This is a genomic window from Mumia sp. Pv4-285, from assembly GCF_041320275.1.
Classification (GTDB): domain Bacteria; phylum Actinomycetota; class Actinomycetes; order Propionibacteriales; family Nocardioidaceae; genus Mumia; species Mumia qirimensis.
In genome coordinates, this window is the sequence record NZ_CP162023.1 from 204,324 (window position 1) to 222,073 (window position 17,750).

General features: G+C 66.8%; 16 protein-coding genes. 8 read left to right on the forward strand and 8 right to left on the reverse strand.

Going from position 1 to position 17,750, the window contains the following annotated elements:
- Positions 1-102: 102 nt before the first annotated feature.
- Positions 103-1,095: a GTP pyrophosphokinase gene (locus tag AB3M34_RS00945; RefSeq protein ID WP_370617206.1), complete on the reverse strand. Its 993-nt coding sequence runs from the start codon at positions 1,093-1,095 to the stop codon at positions 103-105.
- Positions 1,096-1,107: 12 nt separating this feature from the next.
- Complete coding sequence (locus AB3M34_RS00950) at positions 1,108-2,130, reverse strand: DUF262 domain-containing protein (protein WP_370617207.1); 1,023 nt, start codon at positions 2,128-2,130, stop codon at positions 1,108-1,110.
- A gap of 796 nt (positions 2,131-2,926) precedes the next feature.
- Between AB3M34_RS00950 and AB3M34_RS00955 the strand changes: the two genes are divergently transcribed.
- A complete protein-coding gene (locus tag AB3M34_RS00955; RefSeq protein WP_370617208.1) occupies positions 2,927-4,903 on the forward strand; it encodes an AAA family ATPase in 1,977 nt (658 codons plus the stop codon).
- 4 nt (positions 4,904-4,907) lie between these two features.
- On the opposite strand, the gene AB3M34_RS00960 is transcribed toward AB3M34_RS00955, so the two are convergent.
- Both AB3M34_RS00960 and AB3M34_RS00965 read right to left on the reverse strand, forming a co-directional pair.
- Positions 4,908-5,528 (reverse strand): hypothetical protein, encoded by a 621-nt coding sequence (locus AB3M34_RS00960; RefSeq protein WP_370617209.1) that lies wholly within the window; start codon positions 5,526-5,528, stop codon positions 4,908-4,910.
- Between the two features lie 21 nt (positions 5,529-5,549).
- Positions 5,550-5,897 (reverse strand): iron chaperone, encoded by a 348-nt coding sequence (locus tag AB3M34_RS00965; protein WP_370617210.1) that lies wholly within the window; start codon positions 5,895-5,897, stop codon positions 5,550-5,552.
- 191 nt (positions 5,898-6,088) lie between these two features.
- Between AB3M34_RS00965 and AB3M34_RS00970 the strand changes: the two genes are divergently transcribed.
- On the forward strand, positions 6,089-6,727 hold the full coding sequence (locus AB3M34_RS00970; RefSeq protein WP_370617211.1) for a LysE family translocator: 639 nt from the start codon (positions 6,089-6,091) through the stop codon (positions 6,725-6,727).
- On the opposite strand, the gene AB3M34_RS00975 is transcribed toward AB3M34_RS00970, so the two are convergent.
- The gene (locus AB3M34_RS00975; protein ID WP_370617212.1) at positions 6,693-7,352 is read right to left on the reverse strand and encodes a hypothetical protein; all 660 of its coding nucleotides are present in this window, start codon (positions 7,350-7,352) and stop codon (positions 6,693-6,695) included. The genes AB3M34_RS00970 and AB3M34_RS00975 overlap by 35 nt on opposite strands.
- A 101-nt stretch (positions 7,353-7,453) precedes the next feature.
- On the opposite strand from AB3M34_RS00975, the gene AB3M34_RS00980 reads away from it, so the two are divergent.
- Positions 7,454-8,569, forward strand: a complete 1,116-nt coding sequence (locus AB3M34_RS00980; protein WP_370617213.1) for a phosphatase PAP2 family protein — start codon at positions 7,454-7,456, stop codon at positions 8,567-8,569.
- 9 nt (positions 8,570-8,578) lie between these two features.
- On the opposite strand, the gene AB3M34_RS00985 is transcribed toward AB3M34_RS00980, so the two are convergent.
- Positions 8,579-8,977, reverse strand: coding sequence for a DUF4446 family protein (locus AB3M34_RS00985; RefSeq protein WP_370617214.1), 399 nt, complete (start codon positions 8,975-8,977; stop codon positions 8,579-8,581).
- Positions 8,978-8,999: 22 nt separating this feature from the next.
- On the opposite strand from AB3M34_RS00985, the gene AB3M34_RS00990 reads away from it, so the two are divergent.
- Positions 9,000-10,208 carry an arginine deiminase gene (locus tag AB3M34_RS00990; RefSeq protein WP_370617215.1) on the forward strand — a complete coding sequence of 403 codons (1,209 nt, stop codon included), beginning with the start codon at positions 9,000-9,002 and terminating at the stop codon, positions 10,206-10,208.
- Positions 10,209-10,500: 292 nt separating this feature from the next.
- Positions 10,501-11,943 carry an MFS transporter gene (locus tag AB3M34_RS00995; protein ID WP_370617216.1) on the forward strand — a complete coding sequence of 481 codons (1,443 nt, stop codon included), beginning with the start codon at positions 10,501-10,503 and terminating at the stop codon, positions 11,941-11,943.
- 113 nt (positions 11,944-12,056) lie between these two features.
- Here AB3M34_RS00995 and ygiD read toward each other — a convergent pair whose 3' ends face one another.
- Positions 12,057-12,929, reverse strand: coding sequence for a 4,5-DOPA dioxygenase extradiol (gene ygiD, locus AB3M34_RS01000; protein ID WP_370617217.1), 873 nt, complete (start codon positions 12,927-12,929; stop codon positions 12,057-12,059).
- A 67-nt stretch (positions 12,930-12,996) separates the two neighbouring features.
- On the opposite strand from ygiD, the gene AB3M34_RS01005 reads away from it, so the two are divergent.
- On the forward strand, positions 12,997-14,019 hold the full coding sequence (locus tag AB3M34_RS01005) for an LLM class flavin-dependent oxidoreductase (protein WP_370617218.1): 1,023 nt from the start codon (positions 12,997-12,999) through the stop codon (positions 14,017-14,019).
- 35 nt (positions 14,020-14,054) lie between these two features.
- On the opposite strand, the gene AB3M34_RS01010 is transcribed toward AB3M34_RS01005, so the two are convergent.
- A complete protein-coding gene (locus AB3M34_RS01010) occupies positions 14,055-14,990 on the reverse strand; it encodes an AraC family transcriptional regulator (protein WP_370617219.1) in 936 nt (311 codons plus the stop codon).
- An 81-nt stretch (positions 14,991-15,071) separates the two neighbouring features.
- Between AB3M34_RS01010 and AB3M34_RS01015 the strand changes: the two genes are divergently transcribed.
- Together AB3M34_RS01015 and AB3M34_RS01020 are read left to right on the forward strand one after the other, a co-directional pair.
- Positions 15,072-15,956, forward strand: a complete 885-nt coding sequence (locus AB3M34_RS01015; RefSeq protein ID WP_370617220.1) for an NAD(P)H-binding protein — start codon at positions 15,072-15,074, stop codon at positions 15,954-15,956.
- Positions 15,953-17,479 carry an MFS transporter gene (locus AB3M34_RS01020; RefSeq protein ID WP_370617221.1) on the forward strand — a complete coding sequence of 509 codons (1,527 nt, stop codon included), beginning with the start codon at positions 15,953-15,955 and terminating at the stop codon, positions 17,477-17,479. Before AB3M34_RS01015 ends, AB3M34_RS01020 begins: the two co-directional genes overlap by 4 nt.
- Positions 17,480-17,750 lie beyond the last annotated feature (271 nt).

Below are 17,750 nucleotides of genomic sequence, written 5' to 3' on the forward strand. Positions count from 1 at the left end.
CACGTGGGCGTGCTTTTGCGCCTACTCTCTCGGACGTCCGAAATCTTCAATAATTGCACCCAAACCCGGCTGGGAAGACCGCGTAGTAGCCCTCACGCCTCGTCACTCAAAGGCAGAAATCAGTCGAGGATCGCCTCCGATTGATGTAGACCCTAACAGCTCGGGCCGTCGCAGACCGATAATGGCGCCAATGGTTACGAACGCAGAGGCATTCTCTGGCAAATAACCTGCCGGGTCCGACTCCGCGTATCTGCGGATTACCGCCTGCGAATCGGGCGAAGCAAGGGCAGACATGAGATCATCAACGGTCAGTATTCCTGAAGCGCGAAGCAATTTCGATAGAAGAAACGCATCTTCTATCTCGAGCGCGAGTCCGTGTGGACCCAATGGCGCCGCATGGCGCCGAGCGGCCGCCATGACGCCGAGCAACTGGATGGTGGAGATTGGGTCGGAGAGCATTCGTCCGCTGGAGTAGTGCCGACACAGTTCAGAGATTTCGTCTACGATAGCCTTCTCGATGCCCGAGAACTCGCGATCGATTAGTTCGAGCGCGCCCGCCAGCGCATCGAATCTGCGTAACAGTTCGTTTGGAACGCCAGTGCCAATCTTGTACCTCAATGAGTGTTCGATCTCGGCCCATGCATGGGCGACGACGCTCCGAATTTGGACCTCTACGCGGGTCGACTCGAGAATACGGGAGGTTCGACCCAAGCCCGATTTCCTCGGCTTGAGCACGAGGTGGCTGCTGCGATATCCCACCTGGCCCATCCCAAGCTGCTTGGTCTTGTCGCCGGAGCGCGACTCATCAACTTCGAAGGCCGCGCGCAGACGATCGGCGACCTCGACCACGTTGTGCTCATACAGCGTGATGATCCGTACGCCCAAGATATCGTCCATTTGCTGACCAGGGCGGCCGTACTTCTTTCGACCTACCTTCTCGGCCGCGGATCCGGGGTCTTTGGCGCGGGCCTCAATGACCTGAACGGAGAAGGGACGACCAGATATCGACTCCTCGATCTGCTTCCTAACCTCTTTCGCGGCGTCTCGAAATACCGAATAATTCCGCCGATAATTCTCCAGCCAGGCGTCGGCCATAACTCCCATCGGTCAAACCTTGCCGAGGATGACGTTCTTTAGAATGTCGATCCGAGTCCGTCTAGGTTTGACGTTGTCAGTCTGGCGACTCTGGGCGATGATGTATCGTGTGTGCTCAGGCCTGCGGGCGTCTTCCGACGCATTGAGACCCAAGTTGAATGCGTCCAGCCGTTCGCGCATTAGGTCAGGTTTCGGGAGCGGTTCGTCCTCGGCGCGCAGTTCACTGAGTGCGCCAACTAAGGCATACAGGTTGACTGGCCTCTTGAGAAGTGGATACTGGCGCAGGTTGGGTATGGCGGTTCCGATTGCGTCAAGAATCGCCTTCAATTCCCCTTGCAGTGCCGGGCCTGCTTCGAAACTTTCGCGGAACGAGTTGTAATAGAGGTCGACTGACTCCTTCTTGTCCTGCGGGCCCTCGTTTAGCAGGATGAGTAGTTCGGCTACCAACTCATCAGCTCTCATGCGGTCCTTGGCCTGACGAGTCACTATTCCTTGATCGACCCAGAAAGGCCAGGATCCTATCGCCTCGACGAGGATCTTGAATGCACCTTCGTGCGAGGCGTGGCGAAGTTCCTGAGGATTGAGCGCTACAACGTATCTATTCATTCGTTGAAACATGTCACGAATCCGGCGGGGATCATACCCACTTAACTCTTGCACAACAAAATCGTACGAGAGAATGCGTTCGCGTTCGTCCGATGACAGAGTCTTCCACCGCTTCCGGTGCCACGGAGCGTCTTCAGGTGACTCTGTGAGTGAGAAGCGGTTCTCCATGAATAGAAAGACGGCGTTGAGACGCTGTTGTCCGTCAACAACAGCATATTCAACGCGGCTGGTTTGCGCACTGACGCTGCGTTGGAAATAGAGGACCGGAATGGGGATACCGGCAAGAATAGTATCGATCAGATACGCTTTCGCGGGGCGCGACCACACGGCGTTCCTTTGGAACTCGGGTGAGATGCTCAGTTGTCCCGCCTCGTACAGTTGGCGAAGTAGGCCCACATCTTTTGTCGTCGTCACGTACTTCCCGGCCACCTCAACGCCCTTCCCTAGCCACTACGGCCACGAATGTACCGCGCTGGGGTCTGAATGCCGAGCTTCTCGCGACGCGTTGCGCGATCGATGCGAGACCTGAACCGAAGGCAGGGCCTGCGGGGGATGAAGTCATACCTGCGTTGTCCCATGGATGCGGCGCTGCCGCCATCCGCGTCCTACGCCGAGCTTGATGCCCGCTGCGGTGCCCGCATTGCGCGCCTAGCCAAACGCCATCCGCCGTTCTCCTGCTCCGCGGGAGGGGCGGTCAGCGCACTCCCACGGCACCCGTCGTTGACCTCAGGATCGGCTCGATTCGTGTCGACCGCACCGTCAGAGTGCGGTACGAGGCTGACGACGCCATCCGGCAGAGTCGATGCCCGTAACCCGTCAGGGATAGCGATCGGATTTGGCGGGCGGTTGCCGTCGGTCCGCCTTGATGCGGATCGGAAACCGTCCGAGTGGTCCTTTGAGCGGATGACCGCGCCCCAACTATTGAGTGCCGCTGCGTCTTGCCCGCCCGGTATGGATCAATCCGCAACCTCAGCCCACGAGGCATGAGTTCTACCACGGGGCCACCGAGGAGCGGTATGGTGGTTGAACGTTTTCGCCCTGATGGAGCATTATGAGATTCAATTCCCTTTCAGTAAGGAACTTTCGAGCGATCCGCTCCTTCGAAGCGTCGAAGCTTGGGGACTTCGTCGTAATTGCTGGGCCAAATGGATGTGGCAAGTCCTGCGTCTTGGACGCGGCGCGGCTCCTCAAGTCGGCGTACGGTGGGTACAGTGCGAACGAAGTCATGCAGTGGTTCGGCGAGTTCCAAATCGACCTCCGGGACCGCTCCAACGTTAGGTCGCTATTTCGCGATCCCTCAAGAAGCATCGAGATCTCTGCTTCGATGTCGTTGGCTGCTGAGGAACGGCAGTATCTCGATGAGGAAGCCGAAGCATTGATCGAGCCGGTGGTGTGGCGTGGGTTGTTAGGCCCTCAATTCGATGAGTATCGGAATCACCAGACTGCGCTCGCAACGCTGTACCGGCAACACGGGGAACGTGCCAATCAGGAGATTGCGACCAAATCAGCTCTCCTTCGAGAAGGTCTGCAACAGACCGTGCACAATCTGTCACTATCGATCGCCCCGGATGGGAGGCTCGGCCCCGGACACTCGCTGGTGGCGGAGGTGCTGTTTCAGACGTATAGTCCTGAGAAGTTGGGGATCATTGATTTTCATGGCGCAAGTAGAAACTACGCTCGCGAGACTCTCGGGGGCGTGAACGTAAACCTCCATGATTCTTCGGACAGTCGCCGTGAGATGTCTCTCTATAACCTTCAGGGTAAGTATTCGAACATAAAGACTGAGTTGGCGGGCGCGTATATTAGGGACCTGATCGCTAGAGATGCCGGGACTGTACCAGAGGGTGATTCTGGCCTTGACTCTACGCTTCAAGAACTCTTTCGCACATTCTTCCCCGACAAAGAGTATCTGGGAGTACGACCTGAAAGCTCAGGAGGCCTACGATTCTCAGTACGCACCGTCGATGGCGCTAGTCACGATATCAATGACCTCAGCTCTGGCGAGAAGGAGGTTTTATACGGCTACCTTAGACTTCGCAGCACAACGCCTCGTCACTCGATGATTTTGATCGACGAGCCGGAATTGCATTTGAATCCGGCTCTGTTGCGCGGGTTTCCTGACTTCTATCATCGAAATATTGGTCGTGCTCGCGACAATCAGCTATGGCTGGTGACACATTCAGACACTCTGTTGCGGCAGGCCGTGGGGAACGCGAACTATAACCTCTTTCACATGACGCCAGCGACGGCCGTTGGCGATGTAGCCGAAAACCAAGCTGCCGAGATCTTGGCTGATGACCAGCTGGACACCGCAATCGTCTCTCTTGTCGGTGACCTTGCAATGTATCGTCCGAATGCCAAGGTGGCCATCTTTGAAGGCGGAGGGGGGAGTGACTTCGATGTCACTGTTGTGACTCGACTATTCCCAAAGTTCGCCCAACGTGTGAATTGTGTCAGCGGTGGTAGCAAACGGCGAGTACGCGATCTATACGGAGTGCTTGCGGAAACGGCGAAGGGCGCCGGGCTCGCGGACAAATTTTACGCGATTGTCGACCGGGACTCGGACCATGAGCGCAGCGGATTGGAGGAAGGGCACGCCCTCGAATGGGACGCCTATCACATCGAGAATTACTTTCTTTCTCCGACTTACCTTCGGCGCGCTCTGGTAACGCTGGGCTCCGCAGGGCATTTCGCGGATGACGCGGCAGTCGCCTCTGCTTTGGAAGATACCGCGCGCGAAGTTGTCGATACTCTCGTCATGGAAATCTTGCGGCAGGATCTAAACGCCGAGATTCGGCGCGCGATCAACCTTGGTGGACGTCCTGGCGACGTCGACCCCGTGACAGCGATTGAACCAGCGTTGGCTGGAACTTGGCAACGCTTGGCTGACATTCGGACGGCGTTGGACACCGAACAGCTCCGTGAAAGAATTGCGAACTACCGGGAGTCTCTCGAGGTCTCGTTTGAGAAGCAATCGTGGTCCGTCGATATGCCGGGCCGATCAATCCTGAAGAGGTTTGTCGACAGATACCTTGATGGCAAGGCGGAATACTCGGCGTTTATGGGGGTCGTTCTTGATAAGATGGCCGACGACAATTATCAACCTCCGGGCATGCTTCGAGTCATCGAACAGATACTGTCGCCAGATCTGACGGAGCATTCGGAGCCCAGGATTCATGGTTCCGAGCAGTTGGCACCGTGACCGTTTAGCCGGCGATCGTAATGGCGGCGGCGACGGCGGTGAGGACACGTTGCGCCGTACGGTCGCCTGCGCGGCGGCCGAGAGTGGCGCGGTCGCTGGGGTTGCGCCAGAAGTGGTGCACGACCGCCATCAACGGGTAGGTCTCCACGGGGCCGACGAGGTGCAACGTCGTGGGCTCGCCTTCGACCGGCACGGTGATCGCCAGGAGTTCTCGTCCGTCGACGAGCTCGGCACGGACGTCGACCACGTCACTCCATGGCAGCGAGCTCAGCGTGTCGCCGGTGAGGATCGCGACGGTGTCGGGGGTGAGCCGCGCAAGGACGACCTTCGGACGCGACGAGAACAGTGACGCGAGCACGCCACCCCCGAACACGATGGCCATCAGGACGCCGACGGAGAACGGGAGCCACACGGGAACTGTTCCGCGCCTGGACTGGATCGGCGCGGTCGGGCCTTCGTTGAAGAACGTCGGCCCTGCGTACTGCAGAACGAAGACCGTCAAGGTGCCGAACGCCAGCGCCGCGACGGCGTACAGGGCGACGTCTCGTACGCGGCGCGGGGCAGGCGTCTCAGCCAGCAGGGCGCCGTACTGTGTGCGCCAGGTGGCGGGCCGGGGTCGGGACACGGCGACAAGTATCGCCGACCGTCAGGTCGTCTCTGCGTGCTGCCGCCCGAGCGCGAAAGCGACCTTCTCGATGAGGTCGTACGGGATGGTGTCGCGGTACGGAAACCGCAGGCTGTCCTTGCCGGACCGGTAACGCGCGACCTGGGCTTCGAGGTCGGGCTCGAGCTCCGCGACGGGATAGATGCCGAGGTGCTTCTTCCAACCGGCAAGGTGTATCGCGTACCGGCCGCCCATGATGATCGCGGCCATGCCGTAGCGGACCTTCTCAGGTGCGCCGGGGAGACCGCCGCGGATCGCGTCGGCGGCGAGGGTGACCGGCTCGCGGATGTCGTCGGGGAGGCTCGCGATGTAGTCGTCGACGGCGGTCATGGGTGTAGTCAAGCAGCGAGTGGTCTCGATCGCTTTGCGCCTCGACCAGCGGATGGGGAGGACCGCGAGCAGCGGAAGGGAGCGCCTCGACCAGCGGAAGGGAGCGCCTCGACCAGCGTGAGTGCGGATCTTTGTGCTTGCTGGCGCTAAACGGGGTGCTCCATCCCGGTTTGTCCTGGAAGGCTTGGAGCATGATCGACACCGCTGCCGCCGTCGGCATCACCCTCGTCGCGCTCGGCATGGTGCTCACACCGGGGCCGAACATGATCTACCTCGTCTCGCGGAGCATCAGCCAAGGCCCCGCGGCCGGGCTCGTGTCGCTGCTCGGCACGATGGTCGGGTTCGCGGTCTACATGGTGATGGCGAACGTCGGCCTCGCGGCGGTGTTCGTCGTGGTGCCGTGGCTGTACGTCGCGCTCAAGATCGCCGGCGCCGCGTACCTCTTCTGGCTCGCCTACAAGACCCTGCGCCCAGGCGGCCTGTCCGCCTTCGAGGCGCGCAACCTGCCGCGTGACTCGCACCGAAGGCTGTTCACGATGGGGCTGACGACGAACCTGCTCAACCCCAAGGCCGCGATCATGTACGTCTCGCTGATCCCGCAGTTCGTCGACCTCTCGCGGGGCGACGTGGTGCTCCAGGGCTTCGTGCTCGGCAGCATCCAGATCACCGTGAGCGCGGTCGTCAACGCGACGCTGATCGTGGTCGCCGGTGCCATCGCCGCGTTCCTCGTACGCCGCCCCGCGTGGATGGCGTGGCAACGCCGGGTCAGCGGCAGCCTCCTCGGACTCGTCGGAGTCAAGCTTGCGGTGGACGCTCCGAAGCCGGCCTGACCTCGGCCTGCAGCGCCTCGACGATGTCGACGACGCGGCGCTCGCCGCGACGACGTCCGATCGCCTCGCGGTCCGCCGGCTGGCGCACGAAATGATCGACCACGGCCACCGCCGTACGTGCATCCACCAGGTCGACCGCCAGCAGCGTCGTCTCCGCGCCGTCGACCACCGCCCGTACGGCGACCCGCTCGCGCCCGTCGATCTCCTCGAGCGTCACACCGACCACGTCGTCCCACGGGACGGTGACCTCCACCGTCGGGCGGGTGGCGCGCCGACCGGACGGCAGTACGGACAGTCCATCCGCGCGGAGTCGCAGGATCGCCTGCACCTGTCGCGTCTTCCGGTGGTCGAGGACGAGCATCGTCACGGCGAGTGCGGTGATGCCGACTCCGCCGCCGAGCGTGATCCACGCCGACCGAGGTCCGTACCGGCCACCCGTCTGCGCGGACGCGCCGTCGGCGATCAGTGCCGTGCCGGCGGCGACGAGGTACAGCGCGCCGAGCACACCGATGACTCCGGCGATCACGAACAGCCCGACGCGCGGCCCGATCGGGCGCGGGGTCGGGGCTTCGACCAGGAGCGACCACTGGCGGTACACCCAGGGGGTACGGCGTCGCTTCGGCACCCGGCTCAGTATCCGGGATGCCCGACCAGCGATGCTTATCGCGTCGCTTCTGACACCCGTGGCGCATAACGTAGTACAGAAGTGCGGATCAGGAGGCGTTGGTGGACGACACGACTCGGGGCTCTGCGCACCCCGATGCGACTGACGCGGTGGACGCTCCGGCCGACGCGACGCCGGACAGTGCCGTGCCGGCCGACGTCATGCCTGCCGACGCCGCGCCCGAAGACAACCCGCTGACCTCGCGCCGGGGCCGTGCCGCGGCGATGGTCGCCTTCGCGGGCGGTTTCGCCCTGTGGATCACGTTCATCGGGCTGCCGACCGACGTCGTCCAGATCGTCGCCTGGCTCTGGGTGCTCACGATCGCCTGGAACATCGGCGCCGGCTGGCGCTCGCACCTGACGTTCCTCCGTGACTGGTGGGGGCCGGTCGCGTTCCTGCTCGTCTACCTCTACAGCCGCGGCCTCGCCGACGAGCTGTTCGCGATGCCGGTGCACTTCACCGAGCCGATCCGGTTCGACGAGTGGATCGGCGGCGGCACGACCCCGACGCGCCACCTCCAGGAGTGGCTGTGCGACCAGCCGTGCTCCGCGGGCGGGTCGGCGCCGCACTGGTACGACGCGATACTCACCACCGTCTACTTCACGCACTTCGTCGCCGGGCTCACGATCGCCGTGATCCTCTGGATGGTCAGCCGGCGCGAGTGGGTCATGTGGATGCGCCGCTACCTCGCGATCAGCTTCGGTGCGCTGGTGATCTACATCCTCTATCCGATGGCGCCGCCGTGGATGGCCTCGCAGGACGGCTACCTCAACGAGGAGGTCGTACGCCTCACCGGGCGCGGGTGGTCCACGTTCGGTCTCGGCGGGTTCCACCTCGCGCTGGCGAACGTCGGGAACCCCGTCGCGGCGATGCCGTCGCTGCACGCTGGACTCGCGGCGTTGATCGCGTTCTACGGGGTGCAGCGGCTCCGCTCGAGCTGGCGCTGGCTCCTGCTGCTGTATCCGCTGGTCATGTCGTTCGCACTCGTCTACTACGCCGAGCACTACGTGATCGACATCCTCGCCGGGTTCGCGCTCGCGGGTGCGGTGCTGCTCGGTTGCAACGCGTGGGAGCGATGGCGCGGCCAGGAGGCTCGCTCCGTACGCCGCCGGCGCCACACGCACACGCCGCACGCATCGCAGCCGCCGGCGCCCACGCAGGAGAAGTCGAGCACCTGACTAGTACGGCTAGGGGCGCCGCGCCTCCGCCAGCGCCCGCTCCTCCTCGGGCGTCAGCGTCTGCTCGCTGGCCCACGCCGCGACGCTCTTCGCGTACGTCCGCGTCTCGTTGCGCCCGTGGATCGACGTCAGCACCACGCCGGAGCCGCCGTCGTCGACCAGCGCGATGCTCCACGACAGCGCGCCACCGGAGTCGCCGAACGCGTCGTACCGGACCACCGCGAGATTCCGCAGGGCGTGCTGCTGCGCCTGCGCCAACGCGGCGACCTCGCGTCGCAGCGCGGCCGTGTCACGCGGGAGGTAGTCGACCGGCCGGTTGCGCGACCGTACGCCCCGCGCCGCCGCGAGGGTGACGCCGAACGCGCCGAGGGCCACCACGAGGGCGACGACCGAGATCACGAGAGTCACGCGGTCAGCCTAGGGTGAAGAGATGGATCACAGCGTCAACCCGCCGGACGTCGCGAGCGAGGTCGGTCGCCTGCGGACGGTCATGCTGCACCGCCCCGGCCCCGAGCTGAAGCGTCTCACCCCTCGCAACAACGACTCGCTGCTCTTCGACGGGCTGCCGTGGGTGGGGAAGGCGCAGGACGAGCACGACGTGTTCGCGAACGCGCTGTCCGACCACGGGGTGGAGGTGCTGTACCTCCGCGACCTGCTCGTCGAGACCCTCGAGCAGCCCGCCGCGCACGCGACCGCGGTCGCCGAGGTCACCGCCGACCTGCGGCTCGGAGACACCGTCGCCGAGTACCTTATCGGCGCCCTCACCACGTACGAACCCGAGCGCCTCGCCCACATCCTCACGGCCGGGCTCCGCAACGACGAGCTCGACGGCGTACGCAGCGTGGTGACCGCCCTGCTGCAGCCCGACGACTTCCTCATCGATCCGCTGCCCAACCTGCTCTTCACCCGCGACTCGTCGGCGTGGCTGCGCAGCGCGGTCGCCCTCACCAGCTTTGCGATGCCGGCCCGTGCGCGGGAGTCGCACCTGACGCAGATCGTCTACGAGCACCACCCGCGGTTCGCCCACGTGCCTCGCATCCACGGGCCGCAGCTCGAGCACCTCGAGGGCGGCGACATCCTCGTGCTCGGCGAGGGCGTCATCGCGGTCGGCGTCGGGGAGCGTACGACTCCGGCCGGGTTCGAGCGTCTCGCTCGGCAGTGCTTCGAGCACGGGCTCGCGTCGACCGTCCTCGCCGTCCCCATCGCCCAGGACCGCGCCACCATGCACCTCGACACCGTCGTCACGATGGTCGACGTGGACGCGGTCGTCATGTACCCGGCTGTCGCCGACACCCTTCGCGCGTACGCCGTCACGCCCGGCGGCGACACGGCCCTGCACGTCGACGAACCGATGCCGTTCCTCGAGGCCGCCGCGAAGGCGCTGCAGATCGACCGCATGCGCGTCATCGACACCGGCCTCGACGCCGTCACCGCCGAGCGCGAGCAGTGGGACGACGGCAACAACACGCTTGCGATCGCGCCGCGCCTCGCCGTCGCGTACGAGCGGAACGTCGAGACCAACGCCCGGTTGGAGTCCGCGGGGGTCGAGGTGATCCGGATCCCGGGGTCGGAGCTCGGTACGGGCCGTGGCGGGCCGCGCTGCATGTCGTGTCCGATCGCGCGAGACGCGGTGAGCTAACCGCTGGTCGAGGCCACCCCTCCCGCTGGTCGAGGCCACCCCTCCCGCTGGTCGGGGCCGCACCCTTCCGCTGGTCGAGGCGCGAAGCGATCGAGACCATGGTCTCGAGACGGGCTCGTTCCTCGCCCTCCTCGACCAGCGAAGTGTGGGCCCGCTGGTCGAGGCGCGAAGCGATCGAGACCAATCACCCGGAGCACAATCGGGGGGTCCGGGAATGAACTCTGACACCCTGTGGTTAGTTGCCATACGGAACTAGGTCGCGCCGCGGCCTCCACTCGCAAGGGGGCCATCGATGATCTCGTCCGCGCGACGGTCGAACTATCTCGTCACCCTCGCGGTGCTCAGCATCGGTGTGGCGTCGTTCGCGCTGGTCCAGTCGCTGACGATCCCGGTCCTCCCGCGGATCCAGGACGAGCTCAACACCGACCCGACGACGGTGACGTGGGTCGTGACCGCGTACCTCGTCTCCGCCTCCATCTTCACCCCCGTCGCCGGCCGCCTCGGTGACGCGATCGGCAAGGAGCGCGTCCTCGTCTTCGCGCTCGCCGCGCTCTCGATCGGCTGTGTCGTCGCTGCGCTCGCCCCGAGCATCGGCGTGATGATCTTTGCCCGCGTCATCCAGGGCATCGGCGGCGGCGTGATCCCGCTGTCGTTCGGCATCATCCGCGACGAGTTCCCCGAGCCGAAGATCGCCGGCGCCATCAGCTTCACCTCGGCTCTCCTCGGCGCGGGCGGCGGACTCGGCACGGTGGTCGCGGGACCGATGGTGAACACCTTCGGCTACGCCTGGCTCTTCTGGCTGCCGGCGATCGTCACCGGTCTCGCCGCGATCGCCGCCTGGCTGCTCGTGCCCGAGTCACCCGTACGCACCCCCGGGCGTATCCCTCTCCTCCCCACCCTGCTGTTCGCCGGATGGCTCACCGCACTGCTCATCGGCATCAGCGAAGGCTCCCGCGCAGGCTGGGGCTCCGTCCTCGTGGTCGGGCTCGTCGTCGCCGCGGTCGTCCTGTTCGTCGGCTGGGTGATGGTGGAGCAGCACGCCACCGTCCCGTTCATCGACCTGCGGATGATGCGCATGCCGGCGGTGTGGACCGCGAACCTCGTGGCATTCCTGGTCGGCGTCGGCATGTATGCGTCTTTCGCGTTCACGCCGCGGCTGTTGCAGACGGACGTGGACGTCGCCGGGTACGGCTTCGGAGCCACCGTCACGGAGGCGGGGCTGCTGATGCTCCCGGCGTCGGTGGGCACGTTCATCATGGGACTCGTCTCGGCGCGTCTCGCGCGCATCCGCGGCCCGAAGCCGGTCGTCGTGATCGGCTGTGTCGTCGCCGCGATCGGCCTGACGTCCACCGGGCTGGTCCACGAGCAGCCGTGGCAGACGGCTGTCGCGAGCGGCCTGTTCGGGCTCGGGCTCGGCGCGGTGTTCGCGAGCCTCGCAAGCCTTGTCGTCGCAGCGGTCCCGCCGGAGCAGACCGGCGTCGCGAGCGGCATGAACGCCAACATCCGTACGATCGGCGGCGCCGTCGGCTCGGCAGTGATGGCCACGATCGTCACGGGCCACCTCGGTCGCGGCGGCGAGCCACGCGAGTCTGCGTACGTCGCCGGGTTCCTCTTCCTCGGTGCGGCGATGCTCGTGGCAGCGCTGGTCGCCCTCCTCATCCCGGGCATGTCGGGACGCGAGATGGAGGACGCGCTCGAGGTCGAGCCCGAGCCAGAGCACGTCTTGGCGGACTGACCGCGGCCACCCCCTCCGTACCGTCCGCGATTTGTGCACTTGATCAAGGAGTTGCAGCCCCGATTCCTTGACCAGCTGCACAAATCGCGGACGGGGCGGACGGGGCGGAAGGGTCAGATGTTGGACCCGTCCGGGGGTGCGTCGGGGGTGGCGGGGTCGCCGGTGGGAGCTCCCGCGCCGGCGTCCGGGCAGTCGAGGTCAAGCGTGTACGCGGTCATCGAGAGCGACCCGTACGTGTAGCCGTCGACCAGCACCTCCGCCCCGCGCCCGGTCTCGTCGGCCATGCCCGCGAGGTAGAGCAGCGGCAGGAAGTGGTCGGGCGTCGGCACCGCGTGGCGGTAGTCGGCGTGCGCGTCCAGCGTCGGGATGTTCGTCGGGTCGTCAGCCATCAGCTGCTTGGCCGACTCGTCGAAGCGGTGCGCCCAGTCGTACCCCTCGTCCGCGAGCGACCAGTCCATGCCGCCGAGGTTGTGGACGACGTTGCCGCTGCCGAGGACGAGGACGCCGTCGGCCCGCAGCGCGTTGAGCTTCTGGCCGAGGTCCAGGTGGTAGTCGAGCGGCTTGTCGGCGTTGATGCTGAGCTGCACGACGGGGATGTCGGCGTCGGGGAAGACGTGCGTCAGGACGGACCAGGTGCCGTGGTCGATGCCCCACGAGTCCTTGTCCTCACCGCACCACGTCGGGTGCACGGCGTCGGAGACCTCCTCGTACAGCTCCGGCATCCCGGGTGCCGGGTACTCGACGTCGAACAGCTCCCTCGGGAACCCGTAGAAGTCGTGGATCGTCCGCGGGCTGCGCATCGCGGTGACGGCGGTGGCGTTGATGTACCAGTGGGCCGACACGACGAGGATCGCGCGCGGCCTCGGCAGCGACTCGCCGAGCGTGCGCCACGCCTCGGTGTAGCGGTTGCGCTCGAGGGCGTTCATCGGGTTGCCGTGACCGATGAACGCGGCGGGCATGAGGGAGGGCGTTGCGGCGTCGGCCATGCCTCCATCCTCCCGTACGGGTCGGAATACCGCGCAGGTAGTTGACGCTTCACCCATCATGAGCGGTGTGAAGAATGTCGGATTCCTGTCCTTCGGCCACTGGCAGGCCGTCCCCGGTTCCCAGGTCCGTACGGCGCAGGACGCGCTGCTGCAGAGCATCGAGCTCGCGGTCGAGGTCGAGAGGCTCGGGCTCGACGGCGCGTATGTGCGGGTGCACCACTTCGCGCGCCAGCTCGCGAGCCCGTTCCCGCTGCTCGCCGCCATCGCCGCTCGCACCTCGCGGATCGAGATCGGCACCGGTGTGATCGACATGCGCTACGAGAACCCGTTCGCGATGGCGGAGCAGGCGGCCGCCGCGGACCTGATCAGCGCGGGCCGGCTCCAGCTCGGCGTCAGCCGCGGATCACCGGAGAACGCCCAGCGCGGCTACGAGTCGTTCGGGTTCGTCCCGACGGAGGGCACCACCGACGCCGACATGGCGCGGACCCACAACGAGCTGTTCCTGGCAGCGATCGAGGGCGCCGGCGTGGCGCTGTCTGACCCGAAGATGACCGGCCAGCAGGTCCCGCTCGCGATCCAGCCGCAGTCGGACGGCCTGCGCGAGCGCATCTGGTGGGGTTCCGGGACGCGCGCGACCGGCGAGTGGGTCGCGAAGCAGCAGATGAACCTGATGTCGTCGACGCTGCTCACCGAGGACACCGGCGTCCCGTTCGACCAGCTGCAGGCCGAGCAGATCACGCGCTACCGCGAGACCTGGGCCGAGCAGGGCTGGGAGCGCGAGCCACGCGTCTCCGTCAGCCGCAGCATCGTCCCGCTCCTCGACGACACCGATCGCGCCTACTTCGGTGAGCGCTCCGACTCCGACCAGGTGGGCGTCATCGACGGGCTCGTGTCGCGGTTCGGGAAGTCGTACGTCGGTGAGCCGGCCGCGCTCGCCGAGGAGCTCGCCGCGGACGCCGCCGTACGGGATGCCGACACGTTGCTGATCACGGTGCCGAACATGCTCGGCGTCGCCTACAACGTCGAGCACCTTGCCGCGCTGACCGAGGAGGTCCTGCCGGCGATCGGGTGGGAGCCGCGTACGGCCTGAGCTGCCCTTGAGCGAAGCGTCGCGACCAGCGGACCTCACGCGCGGACGCGGTGCTCCTTGGGACTGATGCCGCGCTCACGCTTGAACGCCGTGCTCAGGGCGAACCCGCTCCCGTAGCCGACCTCGCGCGCCACCGTCTCGAGCGTCGCGTCCGGGTCGAGCAGGCGGTCGGCGGCGAGCGCGAGCCGCCAGCCGGTCAGGTACGTCATCGGCGGCTCGCCCACCAGCTCCGCGAAGCGCCGCGCGAGCCCGGCGCGCGAGACGCCCGCGCTCGTCGCGAGGTTCTCGACCGTCCAGGGGCGGGCCGGGTCCTCGTGCAGCATCCGCAGTGCGCTGCCGACGACCGGGTCGCCGTACGCCCGGTACCACGCGGGTTGCCCCGCGCCCGCGCTCCGCGCGAACCACGCCCGCAGCACCGACACGAGGACCAGGTCGAAGAGCCGGTCGAGCACGGCGTCCTGTCCCGGCCCGTCCTTGGCGATCTCGTCCGCGAGCAGCGCGACGACCGGGGACTCGAGCTCGTCGGCGTCGAGGCTGAGCATCGTCGGCAGCGCGGCCAGGAGTCGCCTGCTGACCTCGCCCCGCAGCTGGTAGCAGCCGATCAGCATGACGGTCGACCCGTCGGCGCTGTTGCCCCACGTACGCCGCCCGAGATCCATCCGCTCGGAGAGGTCCTCGCCGTCGGGGCTGGTGCACAACAGCCCGGGGTGGAGGACCACCTGCGGCTCGGTGCTCGCACCGTCCGCGAAGGTGAACGGCTCCGGTCCGCGCAGGATGGCGACGCCGCCCGGACCGAGCGTCACCGACTCGCCCGAGTCCGACGCGAGCCACGCCGACCCCTCCAGCATCGCGACGACACCCACCGGCGCGCGGTCCTGCACGCGCACGGCCCACGGCGGTTCCATCTGCACGCGCAGCAGGTAGGCGCCGCGGCCACGAGGACCGTCGAGCAGACGAGCCAGGGCGTCCATGGGTCGCATTCTAGACGCTCGCACATGTTTTTGAGCCCTGAAGCCATGGAGCATCCACGCGTGCTGCAGTCGACTGGAGTCATGGACACCACAGCTCACCACCCAGACCTGACCCTCGTCACGTGCGGCACCGGCAAGACCGGTCGCCGCGTCGCCTCCCGACTCACCGCCGCACGGCACGCCGTCCGTGTCGGCTCACGGTCGGCTCACCCACCGTTCGACTGGTCCGACCGGGCGACGTGGGAACCCGCGCTCGCCGACGTCGACGCGGTCTACCTCGCTTACCTGCCCGACATCGGCGCTCCGAGCGCGCCCGCCGACATCGGCGCCTTCGCCGACCTCGCGACGTCGATGGGCGTACGCCGAGCGGTCCTGCTGTCCGGTCGCGGCGAGCAGCAGGCGCAACGCTGCGAGGAGGTCGTACGGAGTCGTCCGTGGGACTGGACGATCGTGCGTTCGGCGGTCTTCAGCCAGGACTTCAGCGAGGCATTCCTCTACGAACCGGTGCTCAGCGGTGTCGTCGCGTTCCCCGCCGGCCGGGTCGCCGAACCGTTCGTCGATGCCGACGACGTCGCGGACGTGGCGGTCGCGGCGCTCACCGAGGCGGGGCACGCCGGCCAGACGTACGAGGTCACCGGTCCGCGATCGCTGACGTTCGCGGAGGCCGTAGCCGCGATCGGAGCTGCCACCCATCGGTCGCTCCGCTATGTCCCCGTCCCACCCGACGCGTACGCGGCGGCCCTCGTCGAGGAGGCCGGGTTGCCGTCAGAGGAGGCCGGCTTCCTGGCCGCGCTCTTCACGACCCTCTTCGACGGTCGCAACGCCGCGACGACCGACGGAGTGGAGCGCGCCCTGGGCCGGGCGCCGCGGGACTTCACCGACTACGTACGCCGTACGGCGCGCGAGGGCGTGTGGGATGTCGCTGCGCCGGTCGCCCCGCCGATCTCAGAACCGGCGACGCCATGACCACCCCGGGCCGGCCCGCCGACGGGCATCCGCGGCGGTGGGTCATCCTGCTCGTGCTGTGCGCGAGCCTGCTGCTGATCGCGCTCGACACCCTCGTCCTCAACCTCGCCCTCCCGATGATCCAGACCGATCTCGCAGCCACGAGCACCGAGCTGCAGTGGATCGTCGACGCGTACGCGGTCACGTTCGGGGCGCTGCTGCTCCCGGCCGGCAACCTCGCCGACCGCTACGGACGCAAGCGGATGCTGATCGTCGGGATGCTGGTCTTCCTGGCCTTCTCGATCGCGGCAGCGTACGCGAGCGACGCTGGCACCCTCATCGCCGCGCGGGGCGCGATGGGCGTAGGCGCGGCGCTGATCATGCCGTCGACCCTCGCCATCATCAAGCACACGTTCCCGCCCGGCGAGCAGGCCCGGGCGATCGGCATCTGGGCGGGGACGGCCGCTCTCGGCATCCCGCTCGGCCCGATCCTCGGAGGCGTGCTGCTCGAGCGGTTCTGGTGGGGATCGGTCTTCCTCGTCAACGTGCCGATCGTCGTCGTCGCTGTCGTGGCCGGGCTCTTCCTCGTCCCCGAGTCGAAGAGTCCCCGACCGACACCGTTCGACGCACCCGGCGCAGCGCTCGCGGCGGTGGGCTTCGGTGGCCTCGTGTTCGGGATCGTCGAGGCGTCCCGCCACGGGTGGACCGATCCGATCACCCTCGGATCGATCGCTGCAGCCGTCGCCGTGCTCGTCGCGTTCGTCGCCTGGGAACGCCGTACGACCCATCCGTTGCTGCCGCCCGAGCTGGTGCGCGAGAGGCAGTTCAGCGGGGCGGCCGTGGTCGTCGTCGCGGTCGCCTTCGGCTTGTACGGCACGCTGTTCGTACTGACCCAGCTCCTGCAGGTGGTCCAGGGCCGCGAGCCGGTCGACGCCGGGCTGCAGCTGCTCCCGATCGCCACCCTGGTCGTCGCGGCGCCGCTCGGTGCGAGGCTGGTGGAGCGAGTCGGGCTCCGCGCGACGGTGTCCGCCGGGCTCGTGGTGATCACGACCGCTCTGGTCGTCACGGCCGGTGCGACCGCCGCCTCGGGGCTGCCGGTCCTCGGCGGCGTCGCTCTCCTCGGCTTCGGCATGGGGCTCGCGATGCCTTCCGCCGCGAACGCGATGCTCGCCGTCGCACCCATCGGGAGGTCCGGCGCCGCGGCCGCCGTCACCGACACGGCGATGCAGATCGGCGGGTCGCTCGGGATCGCCGTCCTCGGCAGCATGCTCACGACGTCGTACCGCGGCGGTCTCCCCGAAGGCGTCACACCCGCTGCCCAGGACTCGGTCGGGGTGGCGCACACCGTCGCCGCCGACTTCGGCGCGACCCCTGCAGCAGGGCAGCTGGTGTCGGCAGCGAACACCGCGTTCGTCGGCGCTCTCGGCGACGCGCTGCTCGCTGGCGCTGTCGTCACGGGCCTCGGTGCGGTCGTCGCTTGGGTCGTGCTGCCGGCCAGAGCCCGGTCCTCGGCACCGCGCCGGGCCACGGTCGTACGGCAGTGAGCGACGTCTGCAACCACGAAGCGACGGTGAGAAGCTGCGCTCCGTGGTCGTCAACGTCGCTCAGTGGTCTCGATCGCTTCGCGCCTCGACCAGCGGGGGAAGAACGGCTCGACCAGCGGGGGAAACGGCTCGACCAGCGGGGGAAGAACGGCTCGACCAGCGGGGGAAGAACGGCTCGACCAGAGGGTGGGGCGACTCGAGCAGCGAGTGCTGCGCGCCTCGACCGGGCAACGGTAGATGAATATTCACGTTCCTGAGACACGGGATGGAA

Excerpts from the sequence above, each read along its gene's own strand:
- AB3M34_RS00945 (WP_370617206.1), bottom strand. The coding sequence starts at position 1,095 with ATGGCCGACGCCTGGCTGGAGAATTATCGGCGGAATTATTCGGTATTT.
- AB3M34_RS00955 (WP_370617208.1), top strand. The coding sequence starts at position 2,927 with ATGCAGTGGTTCGGCGAGTTCCAAATCGACCTCCGGGACCGCTCCAAC.
- AB3M34_RS00965 (WP_370617210.1), bottom strand. The coding sequence starts at position 5,897 with ATGACCGCCGTCGACGACTACATCGCGAGCCTCCCCGACGACATCCGC.
- AB3M34_RS00970 (WP_370617211.1), top strand. The coding sequence starts at position 6,089 with ATGATCGACACCGCTGCCGCCGTCGGCATCACCCTCGTCGCGCTCGGC.
- AB3M34_RS00990 (WP_370617215.1), top strand. The coding sequence starts at position 9,000 with ATGGATCACAGCGTCAACCCGCCGGACGTCGCGAGCGAGGTCGGTCGC.
- AB3M34_RS00995 (WP_370617216.1), top strand. The coding sequence starts at position 10,501 with ATGATCTCGTCCGCGCGACGGTCGAACTATCTCGTCACCCTCGCGGTG.
- ygiD (WP_370617217.1), bottom strand. The coding sequence starts at position 12,929 with ATGGCCGACGCCGCAACGCCCTCCCTCATGCCCGCCGCGTTCATCGGT.
- AB3M34_RS01010 (WP_370617219.1), bottom strand. The coding sequence starts at position 14,990 with ATGGACGCCCTGGCTCGTCTGCTCGACGGTCCTCGTGGCCGCGGCGCC.
- AB3M34_RS01015 (WP_370617220.1), top strand. The coding sequence starts at position 15,072 with ATGGACACCACAGCTCACCACCCAGACCTGACCCTCGTCACGTGCGGC.
- AB3M34_RS01020 (WP_370617221.1), top strand. The coding sequence starts at position 15,953 with ATGACCACCCCGGGCCGGCCCGCCGACGGGCATCCGCGGCGGTGGGTC.